Annotated in this window: 9 protein-coding genes and 5 pseudogenes; 11 read left to right on the top strand and 3 right to left on the bottom strand. The window is 65.1% G+C overall.

Translation table 11 applies throughout. The features are described 5' to 3' along the window. Positions 1 to 79 precede the first annotated feature (79 nt). The 8 genes and pseudogenes from XCSCFBP4642_RS0115965 to XCSCFBP4642_RS29695 all read left to right on the top strand — a co-directional run. Positions 80 to 322, top strand: coding sequence for a type II toxin-antitoxin system ParD family antitoxin (locus XCSCFBP4642_RS0115965; protein ID WP_029220676.1), 243 nt, complete (start codon positions 80 to 82; stop codon positions 320 to 322). 20 nt (positions 323 to 342) lie between these two features. Beyond that, positions 343 to 636: a type II toxin-antitoxin system RelE/ParE family toxin gene (locus tag XCSCFBP4642_RS0115960; RefSeq protein ID WP_235048231.1), complete on the top strand. Its 294-nt coding sequence runs from the start codon at positions 343 to 345 to the stop codon at positions 634 to 636. A 93-nt stretch (positions 637 to 729) separates the two neighbouring features. Next, positions 730 to 1,929: a 2-methylaconitate cis-trans isomerase PrpF gene (gene prpF / locus XCSCFBP4642_RS0115955; RefSeq protein ID WP_029220674.1), complete on the top strand. Its 1,200-nt coding sequence runs from the start codon at positions 730 to 732 to the stop codon at positions 1,927 to 1,929. 191 nt (positions 1,930 to 2,120) lie between these two features. Then, complete coding sequence (locus XCSCFBP4642_RS0115950) at positions 2,121 to 4,340, top strand: TonB-dependent receptor (RefSeq protein ID WP_029220673.1); 2,220 nt, start codon at positions 2,121 to 2,123, stop codon at positions 4,338 to 4,340. Between the two features lie 107 nt (positions 4,341 to 4,447). Next, the gene (locus XCSCFBP4642_RS0115945) at positions 4,448 to 5,431 is read left to right on the top strand and encodes a nucleoside hydrolase (RefSeq protein WP_029220672.1); all 984 of its coding nucleotides are present in this window, start codon (positions 4,448 to 4,450) and stop codon (positions 5,429 to 5,431) included. A 678-nt stretch (positions 5,432 to 6,109) separates the two neighbouring features. Further along, on the top strand, positions 6,110 to 11,026 hold the full coding sequence (locus XCSCFBP4642_RS0115935) for an alpha-2-macroglobulin family protein (protein ID WP_029220671.1): 4,917 nt from the start codon (positions 6,110 to 6,112) through the stop codon (positions 11,024 to 11,026). 102 nt (positions 11,027 to 11,128) lie between these two features. Continuing rightward, positions 11,129 to 11,320, top strand: a pseudogene (locus tag XCSCFBP4642_RS29485) (hypothetical protein); the annotation flags it as partial. Continuing rightward, positions 11,309 to 11,934 (top strand): annotated as a pseudogene (locus tag XCSCFBP4642_RS29695) (glycerophosphodiester phosphodiesterase family protein); the annotation flags it as partial. The pseudogenes XCSCFBP4642_RS29485 and XCSCFBP4642_RS29695, both read left to right, overlap by 12 nt. A 106-nt stretch (positions 11,935 to 12,040) precedes the next feature. Here XCSCFBP4642_RS29695 and XCSCFBP4642_RS0115925 read toward each other — a convergent pair. Continuing rightward, the gene (locus tag XCSCFBP4642_RS0115925) at positions 12,041 to 13,219 is read right to left on the bottom strand and encodes an IS4 family transposase (RefSeq protein WP_033898453.1); all 1,179 of its coding nucleotides are present in this window, start codon (positions 13,217 to 13,219) and stop codon (positions 12,041 to 12,043) included. Between the two features lie 2 nt (positions 13,220 to 13,221). On the opposite strand from XCSCFBP4642_RS0115925, the pseudogene XCSCFBP4642_RS25045 reads away from it, so the two are divergent. The 3 genes and pseudogenes from XCSCFBP4642_RS25045 to ubiM all read left to right on the top strand — a co-directional run bounded on the left by XCSCFBP4642_RS25045 (position 13,222) and on the right by ubiM (position 17,057). Continuing rightward, positions 13,222 to 14,190 (top strand): annotated as a pseudogene (locus XCSCFBP4642_RS25045) (IS5 family transposase). A 252-nt stretch (positions 14,191 to 14,442) separates the two neighbouring features. After that, positions 14,443 to 15,242, top strand: a pseudogene (locus XCSCFBP4642_RS25040) (IS1595 family transposase). Positions 15,243 to 15,878: 636 nt separating this feature from the next. Continuing rightward, positions 15,879 to 17,057: a 5-demethoxyubiquinol-8 5-hydroxylase UbiM gene (ubiM, locus tag XCSCFBP4642_RS0115910; RefSeq protein ID WP_029220669.1), complete on the top strand. Its 1,179-nt coding sequence runs from the start codon at positions 15,879 to 15,881 to the stop codon at positions 17,055 to 17,057. 150 nt (positions 17,058 to 17,207) lie between these two features. On the opposite strand, the pseudogene XCSCFBP4642_RS25035 reads toward ubiM, so the two are convergent. After that, positions 17,208 to 17,527, bottom strand: a pseudogene (locus tag XCSCFBP4642_RS25035) (hypothetical protein). Beyond that, positions 17,524 to 17,766 (bottom strand): RNA-binding S4 domain-containing protein, encoded by a 243-nt coding sequence (locus XCSCFBP4642_RS0115900; protein ID WP_029220668.1) that lies wholly within the window; start codon positions 17,764 to 17,766, stop codon positions 17,524 to 17,526. The pseudogene XCSCFBP4642_RS25035 and the gene XCSCFBP4642_RS0115900 overlap by 4 nt, the downstream one beginning before the upstream one ends. Between the last annotated feature and the right edge of the window lie 73 nt (positions 17,767 to 17,839).

Genomic DNA, 17,839 nt, shown 5'->3' with positions numbered 1-17,839 from the left:
CCGAGGACGCCAGGTCGCCCGCTTGCACCCACCCGTGCAGGCGCGCACACTTTGGCAATCTTTGCCATCAGGAGGTCGCATGGCCACGATGAATATCTCTTTGCCCGACGAGCTCAAGCAGTTCGTCGATCAGCAGGTTCAGGAGCACGCCTACGGTTCCAGCAGCGAGTACCTGCGCGAACTGATCCGCAAGCAACGTGATGTGGAACAGCTGCGTGGGTTGCTGCTGGATGGGGCCAACTCCGGGCCGGCCGTGGCAACGGAGCCTGATTTCTTCGACAAGATGCGTGAGCGCGCGCAGGCACGCGCTGCCAGCAAGTGAAGCCGGCGCGCTGGCGCCCATTGGCGCTGCGCGACGTCGACGAAGCCGCTGCGTGGTATGGCGAACACGCCGGGCTCGCGCTGGAACTGGCGTTTACCGACGCGCTGGAGTCGGCGGTCAAGATGCTGATGCAGCACCCGAGTGTCGGTTCCAGCCGACATGCGGTGCTATTGAAGCTGCAGGACCTGCGGGTGTGGCCACTCAAGGGATTTCCCTATTCGATTTTCTACATCGAACGCGACACGGACATCGTCATCTGGCGTGTGCTGCAGATGCAGCGCGACATTCCTGCGTGGATGAGCGGCGACGCCTGAGCGGTTCGACGCGAGTTTTGCCTCAACTCTCCGACAGCGCCGCAGTCAGTGCGTCTTCGCTGTGATCACGATCAACCGAGATAGACCAAGCCCATGACCCCGCTCCCCCAACTCCGCATCCCGGCCACCTACATGCGTGGCGGCACCAGCAAGGGCGTGTTCTTTTGCCTGCAGGATCTGCCCGCTGCCGCGCAGCAGCCCGGGCCTGCGCGCGATGCGTTGCTGCTGCGGGTGATCGGCAGCCCCGATTCCTATGGCAAGCAGATCGATGGCATGGGCGGGGCGACCTCCAGCACCAGCAAGAGCGTGATCGTCTCCACCAGCATGCGGCCGGGTCACGATGTGGACTACCTGTTCGGGCAGGTGTCCATCGATAGCGCGTTCGTGGACTGGAGCGGCAACTGCGGCAACCTGTCGGCGGCGGTGGGGCCGTTTGCGATTGCCAACGGCCTGGTCGATGCCGCGCGGGTGCCGCGCGACGGCGTTGCGACGGTGCGGATCTGGCAGGCCAACATCGGCAAGACCATCGTGGCGCATGTGCCGATGACCGATGGCCAGGTGCAGGAAACCGGCGACTTCGAATTGGACGGGGTGACCTTTCCGGCGGCCGAGGTGCAGCTGGAATTTCTCGACCCGGCCGACGATGCCGAAGGCGAGGGCGGAGCGATGTTCCCCACCGGCCAGCCGATCGATCAGCTGGAGATTCCCGGCCTGGGCACGATCGCCGCGACGCTGATCAATGCCGGCATCCCGACCATCTTCGTCAACGCGCGCGACCTGGGCTATACCGGCACAGAGCTGCAGGAAGCGATCAATGGCGACCCGCGTGCATTGACGATGTTCGAGACCCTGCGTGCGCACGGCGCGGTGCGGATGGGTTTGATTGCGAAGGTGGAAGACGCGGCGACGCGGCAGCACACGCCGAAGGTGGCGTTCGTGGCGCCGCCGGCCGATTACACCGCCTCCAGCGGCAAGCCGGTACATGCCGCCGAGCTCGATCTGCTGGTGCGCGCGATGTCGATGGGCAAGTTGCATCACGCCATGATGGGTACCGCCGCGGTGGCGATCGGCACCGCGGCCGCCGTGCCCGGCACCCTGGTGAATCTGGCAGCGGGCGGCGCGGCACGTTCTGCGGTGCGCTTCGGGCATCCCTCCGGAACCCTGCGCGTCGGCGCCGAGGCGCACCTGGTGGACGGCCAGTGGCAGGTGACCAAGGCACTGATGAGCCGCAGTGCGCGGGTGCTGATGGAAGGCTGGGTGCGGGTGCCGGTCGACGCCGCCGGGGTCGGCTGACCGCCCGCTGAGACCGGGCAGGCCCCCACGCACAAATTGTATGCACGCGTTGCATTAATTCGAACGCCTTTTCGAATTCGGAAAACTTTTTCGCACGCGCTCTGCCATATTTGTGTAAATCGTGTTAATTCTGTTGCACCGCGGCATGCATGCCAGGCAGCCGCCCCGCCACCAGAATTCGGAGTCTTCCCATGTCCGCCAGCCGGTCGCTCAAGATCAGCGCCCTTGCCGTTGCCGTCGCGTTCTTCCTCCCGCTTCACGCTGCTGCGCAGCAGGCTCCCGGGGACGACGACGGCGTCGTGCGTCTGGATGCGGTCAAGGTCACCGTCGAGCGTCGTTCGGAAGACTCCAAGGACGTGCCGGTCTCCGCATCGGTGCTGCGTCCGGAGTTCCTGGATGCCATCTCTACCAGCGGCTCGGATATCCGCGTGCTCGCGGGCAAGGCGCCCAGCCTCAACATCGAATCGTCCAACGGCCGCGTGTTCCCGCGCGTGTACATCCGCGGTTACGGCAACACCGATTTCAACACCTACGCCTCGCAGCCGGTGTCGTTGATCTATGACGATGTGGTGCAGGAAAATGCGTTCCTGAAGGGCTTCCCGATCTTCGATCTGGAAGGACTGGAAGTGCTGCGCGGCCCGCAGGGCACGCTGTTCGGCCGCAACACGCCGGCCGGCGTGGTCAAGTTCAATTCGGTCAAGCCGACCATCGGCGCCAACGACGGTTACGCCAGCCTGTCTTACGGCACCTACGGCACCATGACCCTGGAAAGCGGCCTGAGCATCGCCATGGGCGACCACTGGGCGGCGCGTCTGTCCACCCTGGGCCAGCGCCGCGACGACTGGGTGGAAAACCGCGACGGCCGCGATCTGGAAGGCTATACCGATTCGGCCGTGCGTCTGCAGTTGCTGTACCAGGCCAGCGACGATTTCAGCGCCTTGTTTAACGCGCATGCGCGTCACCTGGACGGCACCGCGCGGCTGTTCCGCGCCAACATCATCCAGCCCGGCACCAATCAGTTGGTGGATGGTTTCGACGCGGAAGAATCCTTCATCGACGGCGCCAACACCCAGGAACTGCAGACCTACGGCGGCAGCGCCAACCTGACCTGGGACCTGGGCGACATCGCGCTGCACTCGATCACCGCCTACGAAGGCATCGGCAAGTACTACAGCCGTGGCGACATCGACGGCGGCTTTGGCGCGGTGTTCGCACCGCCGTCCGGCCCGGGCGTGATTCCGTTCCCGGTGGAAACCGCCGGCGGCATCAAGAGCCTGGACCAGTACAGCCAGGAACTGCGTGCCGAATCGCAGTACGAGGGCCCGCTCAACTGGCAGGCCGGTCTGTACTACTTCCACGACGATGTGGAAGGCGAAAACTACACCTACAACACCTTCAGCGGCGGCGATCTGGCCAGCTACCAGCTGACCCGCCAGCGCAATACATCGTGGGCGGCATTCGGTTCGTTGAACTACGCTGCCACCGATCGGTTGAACCTGCGCGCCGGCATCCGCTACACCTACGACAAGAAGACCTTCGACGTGCTGGCGCTGGACCGCGTCACGCTGGCGGAGCCGTCCAGCGGCGAGACCGACAACTCCAAGGTCACCGGCGATCTGGCGGCCACCTTCGCCATCAACGACGACGTCAACGTGTACGCCCGTGCCGCACGCGGCTTCCGCGGCGCCAGCTTCGGCGTGCCCTCGGGCACCGCGCCGCTGACCGTGGCCGAGCCGGAGACGGTGGATTCGTTCGAGATCGGCATCAAGTCGGATCTGTTCGACAACCGTGCGCGCCTGAGCTTCGACATCTACGATTTCCGCGTGAAGAACCAGCAGCTCACTGCGGTGGGTGGCGCGTCCAACGATGTGCGCCTGCTCAATGCCGACAAGACCAAGGCGCGCGGTGCCGAGTTCGATTTCGAGGCGCTGCTCACCCAGAACCTGCGCGTGACCGCAGGCGGCGCCTACAACTGGACCCGCATCGACGACCCGACCCTGTCGGTGGGCGTGTGCCGCACCTGCACCGTGACCGATCCGCTCAATGCAGCCGGCAACGCCATCATCGACGGCAACGACCTGCCGCAGGCTGCCAAGTGGATGGCCAACGCCACCCTGCGTTACGGCATCCCGATGGGCAACGATGGCGAGCTGTTCTTCTACACCGACTGGTCCTACCGCAGCGAAGTGAACTTCTTCCTGTACGACGCCAAGGAATTCACCGGCCAGCCGCTGGTCGAGGGCGGCGCCAAGATCGGCTACAACTGGGGCGCGGGCGCGTACGAGTTGTCGGTGTTCTGCCGCAACTGCACCAACCAGATCCGCGTGACCGGTGCGATCGACTTCAACAACCTCACCGGCTTCATCAACGACCCGCGCATCGTCGGTGCGCAGTTCCGCGCCAACTTCTGATCGGCGTCGTGGTGTAGCACTATCGAACCGCCGGCCAACATGCCGGCGGTTTTTTTTATGGTCGCAGGAGTGGATGCATGCATCGGAGATGGCGAAACATGTGGTGGATGCTGGGGTTGTGGTGTGCGTCGGCAGTGGCATGTGCGCAGACGCCTGCCGCCAATGCCGCGCAGCCGGCGCCAATGCCCACGTCTACGTCGACGTCCTCCGAGTTGCTGGTGGTCTCCACCGATATCGGCGACGACATCGACGATGCGTTTGCGCTCGGGCTGTTGCTGCGTAGCCCGCAGCTGCATGTGCTGGGCATCGCATCGGCCTGGGGCGACACCAGCGTGCGTGCGCAGTTGCTGCAGCGCCTGTTGCAGCAGGCCGGGCGCAGCGAGATTCCGTTGGCGGTGGGCGCACGCACCACCAGCGCGATCCCCTTCAGCCAGGCGCGCTGGGCCGCCAGGGGACAGTTGCCCGGCAAGCTGCCGGATGCGGCGGCGATGATCCTGCAGCAGGCGCGCCTGCACCCTGGCAAGGTGACCTTGCTGGTATTGGGGCCGATGACCGACGCTGCAGTGGCGCAGCAGCGCGACCCGGCCGGCTTTGCCAAGCTCAAGCGCATCGTGGCGATGGGCGGGTCGGTGCGCGTTGGCTACGGCAAGTCGGCCTATCGTTCGGCCAGCGCGCCGGCGCCGGAGTACAACATCCTGGCCGATGTACCGGCGGCGCAGCGGGTATTCGCGGCCGGCGTGCCGATCGTGTTGCTGCCCTTGGACGCCACCCAGATCACGCTGGAAGAACCCGAGCGCATCGCCTTGTTTGCACATGGCGATGGGCTCACCGATGCGCTCACCCAACTGTATTACCAGTGGCGCAATACCGACCAGCCCTGGGCCAGCGCCACGCCGACCCTGTTCGACGCCGTGCCGGTGGCCTGGCTGCTGCGCCCCGACCTGTGCCCGACCACGCCGCTGCATCTGGACGTCGATGCGCAGGGCTACACCCGCGAAGGCGCAGGCACGCCGAACGTGCAGGCCTGCCTGCGCGCGGACAAGCCGGCGTTGATCGACCTGTACATGCGCACGGTGCTGCAGTTGCGCTAGGAGTGACTATCAAAATGTGGTGAGTGCCGGCTTGGTGGCGAGCGTAGTGGTTTTATTGGCCGTACTTTGGGATGCAGTCAAAAGCCTGGTTGGTCGTGTGCGCGGTGCCCTCACCGCTCGCGGGACACGCCGCAAGTACGTCCTTGTAGGCTCGGTGGCGGCATCCATGCCGCCACACGGTCCCGCAATCGGCGAGGACACCGCACCAGAAAATGCGTCGGTTGCTTGGTTGAACGCCTGCTTGTTGCTCTGCTTGTGATGGAACGTTTGTTCGACGCACCATCCTCCGAACAATGCACGCCATGCCCTGTGTGCGCCCCTGCACACCGACCATCTCGACTGGTCCTTGCCCGCCCACCGTCGCGGGACCTTACGCGGCATGGATGCCGCGTAAGAGCCTACATGGACGTACTTGCGGCGTGTCCTGCGATGGTGGGCGGGCAAGGGCCCTGCAGCCAAGCCGCAACTCAGCGGCCTGCCATGGACCGGTGTCAAACCATTGCGCTCACCACTGGTCGGGCGCGGCGGTCCCGTCGCAGCGCTGGCCCGGTGGCGCGTCATCGCCGTCCATCGGCAAGTCCTTGCGTCGCCCCATGCCGCCATCGGTGACGTGAACGGCATCGCTATACTTGCGTCCTCAGTCATGGGGTAGTGCGAATGGATAGCCGGGAATCAGGGATGACGTGGTCAGGCACGCGGCGCATGTTGCTGTGGGTGGTCCTGCTGGGCGCGGCGATCGGTGCGGTGGCGTGCAAGCGCAACGAAAGCGGCCAGCTGCCTGCCGCCAGTGGCGAGGCGATCAAGGCCGACACGCAGGCGATTACCGGCTTTGCGCTGGCGCGCGCCTATCCCGACCAGACCAGCGACGGCCTGTCGCTGGCGCTGGAATTCTCGCGGCCGTTGGTGGGCACGCAGGACTTCGATGCGCTGGTGCGTTTCGAGGAAAAGGTCGGCACCGGCGACAGTAGCTGGACCCTATCCGACGACGGCAAGACGCTGCGTTATCCGTACGTGGAAGCGGCCAAGGACTACACCGTCCTGGTCGACGCCAACCTGCTGGCCGCCGATGGCAGCCGCCTGGGCAAGCCGCTCAAGCAGAAGGTCTACACCGGCGCGCTCAAGCCGGTGGCCGGGTTCGCTTCGCAAGGCAGCGTGCTGCCGGCACGCGAGAGCCGCGGTCTGCCGGTGGTGTCGGTCAACGTGCCGGAAGTGGACGTGGAGTTCCTGCGCGTGCGCGAGAAGTCGCTGCCGGCGTTCTTCCAGCAGTTCCAGCGCGGTGGTCGTCGCGGCAGCTGGGAATTGGAGAGCGAATATAACGACAAGCAGCCGTTGTCCAAGCTGGCCGCCCCGGTCTACGTCAATCGTTTCATTCTCGGCGGCAAGCAGAACGAGCGCGTGCTGACTTACCTGCCCACGCAGGACATCAAGGAACTGCAGGAGCCGGGCCTGTACTTTGCGGTGATGAAGCGCGCCGGCAGTTTCGACAATGGCTTCGACACCGCGTTCTTCACCGTCAGCGACATCGGCCTGCATACGCGCGCCTATAAGGACAAGCTGTTCGTGCACACCGCCTCGTTGCAGAGCGGCGAGCCGATCAAGAACGTGGAAGTGCGCGTCCTCGATGCCAAGGGCGAGCTGTTCCTCAAGGGCACCACCGACGGCAACGGCAATGCGCTGCTCAACTACACGCTCGATGCCGGCCACGTACTGGTGGCGCGCAGCAAGACCGATATCTCGGTGCTGCCGTTCAACCAGCCGGCGCTGGACCTGAGCGAATTCGCAGTGGCCGGGCGGCAGAGCGCCTGGTTCGACGTGTTCGCCTGGGCCGGCCGCGACCTGTATCGCCCCGGCGAGACCATGCGCGTGTCGGCGATCCTGCGCGACAACGACGGCAAGCCCACCGCCGGGCCGACGAAAGGCGGGCAACCGGTGTTCCTGCGCCTCAAGCAGCCGGACGGCAAGACCTTCCGCGAGACCAGGCTGCAGCCGGGTGAGCAGGACTATTTCGAGTTCAGCCAGCAGATTCCGGCCGATGCGCCGACCGGCCGCTGGCAGGTGGAATTCCGCACCGATCCGGCCAGCAAGGACGCCGTGCAGGGCATGACCGTGCGCGTGGAAGAATTCCTGCCCGAGCGCATGAAGCTGGATCTGGACAGCACCCAAAAGACCCTGAGCCCCGGCCAGCCGTTCACGCTCGTCGCCAATGCCGCGTATCTGTATGGCGCGCCGGCCGACGGCAACCGTTTCACCGCCAAGCTTGCGGTCAGCGTCGAGCAGCACCCGCTCGAGTCCTTGCCGGGCTGGTTCTTCGGCGACCCCACGCTGGAGCTGCCGCACGACGCCAAGGACGTGATCGACACCGAATTCGGTGGCGACGGCATCCTGCGCGAAGACATCGCATTGCCGGCTGAAGCCAAGCCGGTCAGCACGATTGCGGCGGTGGTCTCGGGCAGCGTGTACGAGACCGGCGGGCGCACCGTCACCCGCAGCGTCAAGCGCGTGCTGTGGCCGGCCAGGGCGCTGGTCGGCGTGCGCCCCCTGTTCGACGACAAGGACGGCACCGACGCCAACGGCACCGCGCGCTTCGAAATCACCCGCGTGGATACCGATGGCAAGCCGCAGCCGGCCAAGGGCCTGAAGGCCACGCTGGTGCGCGAGCTGCGCGACTACCACTGGAACTACACTGACGACCATTGGGATTACGACTTCACCCGCCGCTTCGAGAACAAGGACACGCGCACGCTCGACATCGCCGGCGGCAACGCCAGGCTCGAGGTCCCGGTGGAGTGGGGCGAGTACCGCCTGGACGTGTTCGACCCGTCCACCGGGCTGACCACGCGCTACCCGTTCCGCGCCGGCTGGAGCTGGAACGACGAAAACCGCGGCCTGGACGCGCGCCCGGACAAGGTCAAGCTGGCCTTGGACAAGACCGCCTATCGCGCCGGCGACACGCTCACCGTCACGCTGACCCCGCCGCATGCCGGCAAGGGCGTGCTGCTGGTGGAAAGCGACAAGCTGCTGTACGTGCAGGACATCGACGTCAAGCCGGGCAGCAGCTTCGACATTCCGGTCACCGAGGCGTGGGAACGCCACGATGTCTACGTCACCGCGTTGGTGTTCCGCGGCGGCAGTGCGCCGAGCAAGATCACCCCGGCGCGTGCGGTGGGCGTGGCGTATGTGCCGATGGATCGCAAGGCGCGACGCGTGGCGGTGGGCGTGTCCGCGCCCAAGCAGATGCGCCCCGAGCAGGCGTTGCCGGTGACGGTGAGCGTGCCCGAGCTGGCCGGCAAGGCGGCGCACGTGACCATCTCGGCGGTGGACGTGGGCATCCTCAACATCACTCGCTTCCCGGTGCCCGATGCCAACGCGCAGTTCTTCGCGCAGCGTCGTCTGGGCACCGATGCCTACGACATCTACGGGCGGGTGATCGAAAGCTTCGAAGGCGCCAGCGGCAAGCTCAAGTTCGGCGGCGACATGGCGCTGGAAGCCTTGCCGCAGGCCAAGCGCCCGACCGCGCGCGTGCAAACCGTTGACCTGTTCTCCGGCTCGGTGAAGCTCGATGCCCGTGGCAATGCGCGCGTGCAACTGCCGGTGCCGGATTTCAACGGCACCTTGCGTGTGTCGGCGTTGGTGTATTCGGATACCCGTTACGGTAACCGCGATATGGAAACCATCGTGCGCGCGCCGATCCTGGCCGAAGCCAGCATGCCGCGCGTGATGGCGCCGGGCGACCGCAGCACGGTGACGCTGGATGTGCAGAACTTCACCGGCAAGCCGGGCGAGTTCACTGTGCGCGTGGACGGGATCGGCCCGCTGGCCATCGCCGAGGCGGCGCGCAGCGTCAAGCTTGGTGTGGATGCCAAGCAGACGCTGAGCTTCCCGCTGAGCGCCACCGAAGGCTATAGCGTGGCCAAGGTGCGCGTGCGCGTGGACGGCAACGGCTTCAAGGCCGACCGCAGCTACGACCTGCCGGTGCGTGCCGGCTGGCCGCAGGTGCTGCGTGCGCAGACGCGCGTGCTCGATCCGCTGGCGCCGATCACCCTGGACAGCGGCTTTGCCGATGGCCTGATGGCCGGCTCGGTGACCGCGCGCATGGTGGTCAGCCCGCTGCCGCCGATTCCGTTCGCCAGCGCCCTGCAGGGTGCGTTGGACTATCCGTATGGCTGCGCCGAGCAGACCACCAGCAAGGGCTATGCAGCGCTGTTGCTCGACGACGCCACCGCCAAGTCACTGGGCACCCAGGGGCTGGATGCGGCCAAGCGCCGCGAACGCATGGAAGGTGCGTTCGGGCGGCTGGCATCGATGCAGATCGCCAGCGGGCATTTTTCGATGTGGGGCGACGATGGTTACGTCAATCCGGGCCTGACCCCATACATCGCCGAGTTCCTGCTCGACGCCAAGGACGCCGGCTTTGCGGTGCCCGACAACGTGCTGCAGAAGGCGCTCAATCGGCTCAGCGAGGACCTGCTGTCCGGTGGCAACGAGTTCTACGGGCAGGACCGCCGCGATAGCCTGAAGTTCGCCAACCAGGCCTGGTCCGGCTATGTGCTGGCACGCGTCAACCGCGCCCCGCTGGGCACGCTGCGCGCGCTGTACGACAACCAGCGCGACAAGGCGCTCACCGGCCTGTCGCTGGTGCACCTGGGCGCGGCGCTGTCGCTGCAGGGCGACACCAAGCGTGGGCAGGCGGCGATCAAGGCGGGTTTTGCCAAGGACAGCAACGAGCGCCCGCCGTACTTCGCCGATTACGGCAGCGCGATCCGCGACGATGCCTTGATGATGGCGCTGCTGCACGAGCGTGGCTTGTCCAAGCCCGAGTACGACACCCGCGCAGTGGCATTGGGCCGCGCGCTGGATGCACGCCGCGCCACTGGCTGGCTATGGCTGAGCACGCAGGAGCAGGTGGCGCTGGCGCGCTTGGGCAAGGCCTTGATGGTCGGCCAGGGCAAGCAGGTGTCCGGCACCTTGACTGTTGGCGGCCAGACGCAGGAGATTGCGCCGGCACGCCTGTTCGGGCGCAGTTTCGACAGCGCCGCCCTGGCGCGCGGCGTGCAGTTCGCACCGCAGGGCGAGGTACCGATGTACGCCAGCCTGGAAGTGGCCGGCATCCCGCGCAGCGCGCCGGAGCCGGACACGCGCAACCTCAGCGTGGAGCGCAGCTGGTACACCACCGACGGCAAACCGTGGACCCCGCGTGCATTGAAGGAAGGCGAAGCGCTGATCGTGCGCGTGACCATCACCGCCAACAGCGACATGCCGGACGCGCTGCTGACCGACCTGCTGCCCGCCGGCCTGGAGATCGAGAACTTCAATCTCGGCGATGCCAAGCAATGGGCCGATGTGGTGGTGGACGGCATCGGCATCAGCGAGCGTTCCAGCGCCGCCGACGTCAAGCACGAAGAATTCCGTGACGACCGCTATGTGGCCGCGCTGGCGCTGTGCTCGGGCAGCAAGGCACAGCTGTATTACCTGGTGCGCGCAGTCACCCCGGGCACCTACACGGTGCCGCCATCGTTGGTGGAAGACATGTACCGGCCGGAGCTGCGCGGGGTGGGGCACACTGTGCCGGCAACGATCTCGGTGGTGCAGCCGTAAGACGATGCGTTGGTCCTTCTCCCTGCTCCGCAGGGGCGGATGAGGGAAGGTACGAAGTGTGGTGTCATCGATGGCCGAGTGGCTTCGCCCCGCACCCTCACGTTCTTCAGCGCCGAGGCCGCGCTGGGCCACGCCAACGACGTGGGCAAGCCGCGCGATCAGGACGATCCTGGCTACCGGTTGAATGCCACCGGAAGCCGCACTTTCGGCAGCGAGCAACAGTACGGGCTCACGGTATCGGTCAACTACCAGACGCTCAGCAGCTATACCGAAACCCACATGACCACCGACACCACCGGCAAGCTGTCGGAGCTGACCCTGGCCGACCTGCAGAAGCTGCGCCTGCGCAGCGATGAAGGCGGCGCACGGGTGCCATTGACCGACCAGCGCGTGGTCGCGCTGGATCAGATGCCGGCTGCTTCCAAGTGCCGCATCCTGTTGAATCTGGACGTCAAGGATGCGATCTATGTGCAGGTGATCGATGCAGTCGCGCGTCTGGGGATGCAGCACCAGGTGATCGTCAAGGCCGAAGCCGGCATCGCCACGCCGCTGCTGGCGGGGATGGTGCCGTTCAACACCGTGTACTTCTTCCCGACCTGATCAATGCGCACGGCACGGCCGATCTGGCCGCGATCGCCACGGCGCAAACCCGCAACGCACGCCCGATGGCATTCGAGTTGCCCAAGATGGCCGCGGAGCAATTGCCCGCCCTGGCAGCGGTCAGCAAGGCACACAACATGCGGTTGATGGTCAACTCGTTGTGGGAAGGGTTTATCGCCGGCTATGGTGGCGATGCCGATGCGGTGCGCAACCCGGACCAGGTCTGGGGCCGCCTGTACCGCGATGGGGTGAGCCTCATCCAGACCGATGCAGCGGAAGCGTTGCTGCGCTATCGCGCGACGCAGGAGCCTGCAGTGGACGTGCTGATCGGCGCGCTACCGAATCAAGCGCCACCGTGTCACGTTGTAGAGCGGGCACCAAAGGGTAGCTGACTCTTTTAGGTATCCCCACGTTTTACAGCACCAATGTCATCTGCTCGCGCACTGCGTCGGGCAGTGCGCGCAAGCTATCTAGCCAGCGTGAGACCGGTTTCATCGGCCAGCGCCTGACCAGCGCCTCGCGGCCGACGCGCAGTGTCGAGTAGAGCTTGCGAGTGCTGCTGCCTGGCGATAGCCACTTGGCGATACCGGTGGCTTCGCAGCCCAGTCCTGCCAGCCAACTGGCGAAGGTGGCCAGCGTGTTGAGCAACAACAGGATCTGCAACCGCTCACCGCGACGGGTCAGGCTGTCTTCCATCGCCTGACCGTAGCGATGCGATTTCAGATCACGAAAAGCCAGCTCGATCTGCATCCTTCGTGCGTACAGGTTGACCAACTGCTTCGCGCTTGGCGCTTGCAGCTGTGGGGAGGCAACGATCAGCCATGGCTCGCGCTCACGCGCTGCTGCTTTCAAACTTGAAGATGCACGCGAGACCTTGGCGGGGGAGCGTCGGTTGCGTTGCTGACGTCCCTGACGAGTCTTGGCATAGAGCACCAGACGGCAATCGAGTGGATCGCTGCGATTGGCCTGCATCGGTGGCAATTCGTGTGCACGGTTGGACGCCAGCGCATGCAGGCGACGGCTATCGATCCATTGCGCTGCATCATCGGGCACGTCTTGCGGTTTGACCTGCGTGCGTCCGCGCAGACGCCCGACCCAATCCCAGCCCATCGCCGACACCGCGCGGAACCATGGCGTGCGGAATCCGGCGTCGGTGACCAGGATCGGACGCACATCGTCTGGAATCAGTGCGCGCAGTTGTTGCAGAAAACGCTTCTCTGCGCCGGGCGAGCCCTGCTGGTTCCCAGCAACCACCATGTCCAGCAAGGTGAGCGTGCGCCCACCGATGGGCACGGCGGCGCGTAGCAGGCACCACGACTTGTCCGGCTTCAAATCGCTCCAGTCGATGACGATCACCGGCTGCTCGCCGCGCAACAGCCAATGCGCCATGTCCTGCTCGATGGCTGATCGCTCGACCTGCAACGTGCGATTGCACAGCAGGCGGTCGCATGTCTTGAGGGGCGCACGTACCCGCGTCGCACCGGGCCAGGCGCGTGCGATGTCGATCAGCGTCAGCCGGCATCCGTGCACTAGGGAACCTCTGAACAACGTACCACGAATGAGCGACACTATTGGTTCGGAGTGAGGAGGCATCCATGCAACTGACATTCGGTGACGCCGAAGGCCTGAGCAAGCGCAAGCAGACGCGGCGCGAGATCTTCCTAGAAGAGATGGAGCGCATCGTTCCGTGGAAGCAATTGCTTGCGCTGATCGAAGCACACTATCCGGTGTCGGGGCGGCCCGGTCGGCAGCGGTACGCGCTAGCGACGATGTTGCGGATTCATCTGTTGCAGCAATGGTATGCGTTGAGCGATCCGGCGATGGAAGAGGCATTGCGCGAGATCGCAACGCTGCGGCGTTTTGCCCAGCTCGGTGGCTTGGACGATGTTCCGGACGAGACGACGATTCTCAACTTTCGCCGTCTGCTGGAGACCCACGGTATTGCCGCGCGTATGCTGGAAGAGGTCAACGCACATTTGTCGCCCAAGGGTCAGAGCCTGCGATCTGGCACGATCGTCGATGCAACCCTGATCGCTGCACCCAGTTCGACCAAGAATGCAGATCGTGCGCGCGACCCTGAGATGCATCAGACCAAGAAGGGCAACCAGTGGTATTTCGGGATGAAGGCGCACATCGGGGTGGATGAATTTTCCGGGCTGGTACACCATGTGCAGTGCACCGCAGCCAACGTGGCCGATGTCACGGTGACGCACGCATTGCTGCACGGGAAGGAAGACCGCGTGTTCGGCGACAGCGGCTACACCGGTGCGGAAAAACGCGAGGAGCTACAGCGCTGCGAGGCTGCGTTTTTCATTGCCGCCAAGCGCTCCGCGATTGAAGCCATTGGCAACAAGCGCGAGCGTGCCCGGGAAGAACGTTGAGAACACTTCAAGGCCAGCGTGCGCGCAAAAGTGGAGCATCCGTTTCGCGTGATCAAGCGCCAGTTTGGCTACACCAAGGTGCGCTATCGCGGCTTGGCCAAGAACACTGCACAGGTGCTGACGTTGTTTGCGCTGTCGAACCTGTGGATGGTGCGCCGGCAATTGCTGCCGGCCCGGGCATAGTGCTGCCTGGCGGCAGCTAGAACCGCTAGAAAGTTGCAGAAATCGCACCAAACGCAGCATTTTGCACGTCGCTGACATGCAAGAGGCTGGAATTTGAGGGGTTTAGCGGTTCCTGATTAGCCCCATCCCTCAGCCGTAGTTGCAGGATCTGCGACGCTGCGGTTGGACAATGACCCCAGCTCAAGGCAACGGAGGTGGGAGAGGGGCATCAACATCGTGCAGTTTCAGCCAGGCTTGTCGCTGAGCGAGTTCATGGATCGCTACTGAACCGAAGCCAAGTGCTACCGGGCGTTGTATCGGTGGCGCTGGCCGAAGGGATTTCGCTGCCCGCAGTGCGACGGCCGCGCGCGCTCGCGCGTTCGACGCGATGATCAGGTGTACTACCAGTGCCGGGCGTGCCGGCATCAAACCACCTTGCGTGCTGGCACGCTGTTGCAATCCAGCAAGCTGTCCTTGCGCCTGTGGATGCAGGCGATGACCGAGCGCGAAGAACCGCGAAAACTCAAGGGGTTTGTGCAGATCGACGACGCGTATCTGGCGGTGAACGCAGCGGCGGCAAGCGCGGACGGGGCTCGGAGAACAAGCAGCCGTTCGTGATCGCGGTGCAAGTGGACCACACCCACGAGCATCCGGTCTTTGCGGTGATCGAGCCGGTGAAGGCCTTTGACAACGCCTCGCTGAAGGACTGGATCGCGCGCCGTCTGGAGCCGGAGTGTGAGGTCTATAGCGACGGCCTGGCGTGCTTTCGCCGTCTGGAGGAGGCCGGGCATGCCCACACCACCCTCGATACCGGCGGCGGTCGTGCTGCAACCGACGTCCAGGGAGCACGTTGGTTGAATGTGGTGCTGGGCAATGTCAAACGCGCCATCAGCGGGACCTACCATGCGGTGGGCCAGGCCAAGTATGCAAGGCGCTACCTGGCCGAGGCGGCCTATCGCTTCAACCGCCGATTCGACCTGAAACAGATGCTGCCGCGGCTGGCGACGGCGCTGCTGCGTTGCACACCTTGCCCAGAGCGCGTTTTGCGTATGGCAAGCAACTTCCATGGCTGAGGGATGGGGCTAATCAGGTAGTGGTTTGTTCAGACCTTCACTAGCGCTTCAACCGCGCGCAGCAAGGTGCGTTGGCGTAATGCATGCATCCCGGAGAGTGAGTTAGACAGGCACTTCTGCAATACTTCACTGGCGCGCATGGTCGGCACTCTTCCCTGGCTTAGTCACCTTGAAGCGTGTCCCATGCGCGCAGCTTCTTCCACATCTTGAATCAACAGGCGCTTGATATTGCAGGAAGAAATGTGGAGAAACCTCAGAACCTGGAACCGTTATTGAGCCGTTATTCAAAACGCACTTCCTGTGTCCTGTTCAATCCGGCTTTCCCGAGCGGCCTGAAGGTCTTCGTATAGCTTAGACTCAACTTCCAAGTGCAACACCCCGCCTTGACGTAGGGTAGCGGCATGGGCACACAGTACAGGCACCTGGGTTCCGAAGAACGCGCNTGCGCTTGCTGTTGTACTCCGCGTCGCCGAAGGTCAGTTGCATCGTCATCGTCCTGGTGCCTCTGTGCGATTGTCGCAGGATCAGGGGGAGTTGTTCAGAGTTTCCCTAAAGGACGCAGCGCTTGATCTGGATCAAGCGCTGCGCAGTCTGCCGGCTCTAGACTCCCTGCATCGGCAATCACGGATGCACGGCATGCGCAAGGTGGATATCGCGATCGTTGGTGCCGGGCCGGTGGCTCTGAGTCTTGCGCGCGCGCTGGCTGGCATCGGCCTGTCGATGGTGTTGGTCGATCAGCAGCCGCACGCGCAGCTGGCCGACCCCGCCTTCGACGGGCGCGAGATCGCGCTGACCCATGCCTCGCGCGCCTTGCTGGAGCAATCGGGCATCTGGCAGCAATTCCCGGCCGAAGCAATCTCGCCTCTGTGCGATGCGCGGGTCATGGACGGACGGTCTTCATTTGCGCTGACCTTCGCCGCCTCTGCACCTGGCGTGGGCGATCTCGGCTGGCTGGTGCCCAATCACCTGATCCGGCGCGCCGCCTGGAAGGCGGTGCAGAGTCAGGACGGGGTGGCGTTGCGCTGCGGTTGCAGCGTGCGCGCGATCGAGCACAGCGGCGCCGGCGTGCAGCTCCAACTGTCCGATGGCCAGCGGCTGTCGGCGCGTCTGCTGGTGGCTGCCGACAGCCGGTTTTCCAGTACCCGGCGCCTGCTTGGCATTGGTGCGCAGCTGCGCGATTTCGGCAAGACCATGCTGGTGTGTCGCATGCGGCATGCGCTACCGCATCACCACGCGGCGTGGGAGTGGTTTGGCTATGGCAAGACGCTGGCATTGCTGCCGCTGCATGGCAATCGTGCCGGCGCGGTGCTCACCCTGCCGCCGCGACGGATCGAGGCCTTGCTCGCGCTCGACGCCGTGCGGTTCGGCGCTGCGATGACCGATGCGTTCGAGCACCGCCTGGGTCCGATGGATCAGGACGGCAGCCGGCATGCGTATCCATTGATCGCCAGCTATGCACAGCGCTTCGTGAGCGCGCGCGCGGCGTTGATCGGCGATGCGGCGGTGGGCATGCATCCGGTCACCGCCCACGGATTCAACTTCGGACTGCAGAGCCAGGCACGCCTGGCCGAGCGCGTGCGTCGAGCGGCGGCCAGCGGGCGGGACATTGGCAGCGCTGCGCTGCTGCACGACTACGAGCGCGCGCATCGCGTCGCCACACGCCCCTTGTACGAGGCCACCAATGCCCTGGCGACGCTCTACACCGACGATCGCCTGCCGGTACGGCTCGTCCGAGCGGGGGCGCTGCGGGCCGCGCATGCGGTGGCGCCATTCAAGCGGGCGATTGCTGCGCATCTGGTCCAGCGGGGCGTCTGACGCGTTGCGGCTGTGGCGGGGAAATCATCGCCTGTTGCACCACGCTGCCTTAGCCCGGTGCGCTAGCGGTTGACTGTTTCCACGCGTGATGGAGCCATGCAGCGCACCGACCGCGCATCGCTGTGCATGCCGCAAGCGCGCTGGCTGAGCTCAGGGCGAGGCGTCCACCCGCACAACGATCGCCTCGATCGCGGCCTGCGCATCGCCGCTGCGCAAGGCCTGTTCCAAAGCGGAATCGCCCAGGCGCAGCCGGCCCTGGTCGCGTCCGCGCGCCAGTGGCCGCGCCAGCCTTCCAGCTCGTGCAGGGCCAGCATGCTGCAGCCGCCACGCTCGGCATGGCCGCTGCGGATGGAGTGCTCCAACCAGAAGAGCGTTGCCGAACCGATGGCGATCGGACACACATGGATGTCGTGTTCCGGGTCGTCGGCCGAGGGTGCGATGTTGCGCTGGCCGATCTCCACTACCTTCATTCGGTCGGTGCCGCGTCCGGGTCCATCGCCATCACGCGAATCTCCACATCCTCCAGCTGCACCACCTGGCCGGGACGGATCTTGGCGGTCTTGCGCAGCTCCTGCGCACCGTCGACGTTGACCGCACCGCTGGCGACGATCGCCTTGCCCTGGCCGCCGCTGTCGGCGAGGCCGGCCAGCTTGAGCAACTGGTGGAGCTCGATGTACTCGCCGTCGATGTCGAATTCCAGGATCTGCATGTTGCGCTCGTTGACCAAAACAGGGCGATTATCCGCCTGCGGCAGCCGGTAGCACCACCACCGATGGCGTCGC

The organism is Xanthomonas cassavae CFBP 4642 (genome assembly GCF_000454545.1).
Classification (GTDB): domain Bacteria; phylum Pseudomonadota; class Gammaproteobacteria; order Xanthomonadales; family Xanthomonadaceae; genus Xanthomonas; species Xanthomonas cassavae.
This window is presented reverse-complemented; position numbering and strand designations above follow the sequence as displayed.

Bases quoted from the DNA above. Each gene is read 5' to 3' on its own strand.
- ubiM (WP_029220669.1), top strand. From the start codon at position 15,879: ATGCGCAAGGTGGATATCGCGATCGTTGGTGCCGGGCCGGTGGCTCTG.
- XCSCFBP4642_RS0115900 (WP_029220668.1), bottom strand. From the start codon at position 17,766: ATGCAGATCCTGGAATTCGACATCGACGGCGAGTACATCGAGCTCCAC.
- XCSCFBP4642_RS0115935 (WP_029220671.1), top strand. From the start codon at position 6,110: ATGACGTGGTCAGGCACGCGGCGCATGTTGCTGTGGGTGGTCCTGCTG.
- XCSCFBP4642_RS0115925 (WP_033898453.1), bottom strand. From the start codon at position 13,219: ATGCCTCCTCACTCCGAACCAATAGTGTCGCTCATTCGTGGTACGTTG.
- XCSCFBP4642_RS0115945 (WP_029220672.1), top strand. From the start codon at position 4,448: ATGCTGGGGTTGTGGTGTGCGTCGGCAGTGGCATGTGCGCAGACGCCT.
- XCSCFBP4642_RS0115965 (WP_029220676.1), top strand. From the start codon at position 80: ATGGCCACGATGAATATCTCTTTGCCCGACGAGCTCAAGCAGTTCGTC.
- XCSCFBP4642_RS0115950 (WP_029220673.1), top strand. From the start codon at position 2,121: ATGTCCGCCAGCCGGTCGCTCAAGATCAGCGCCCTTGCCGTTGCCGTC.
- prpF (WP_029220674.1), top strand. From the start codon at position 730: ATGACCCCGCTCCCCCAACTCCGCATCCCGGCCACCTACATGCGTGGC.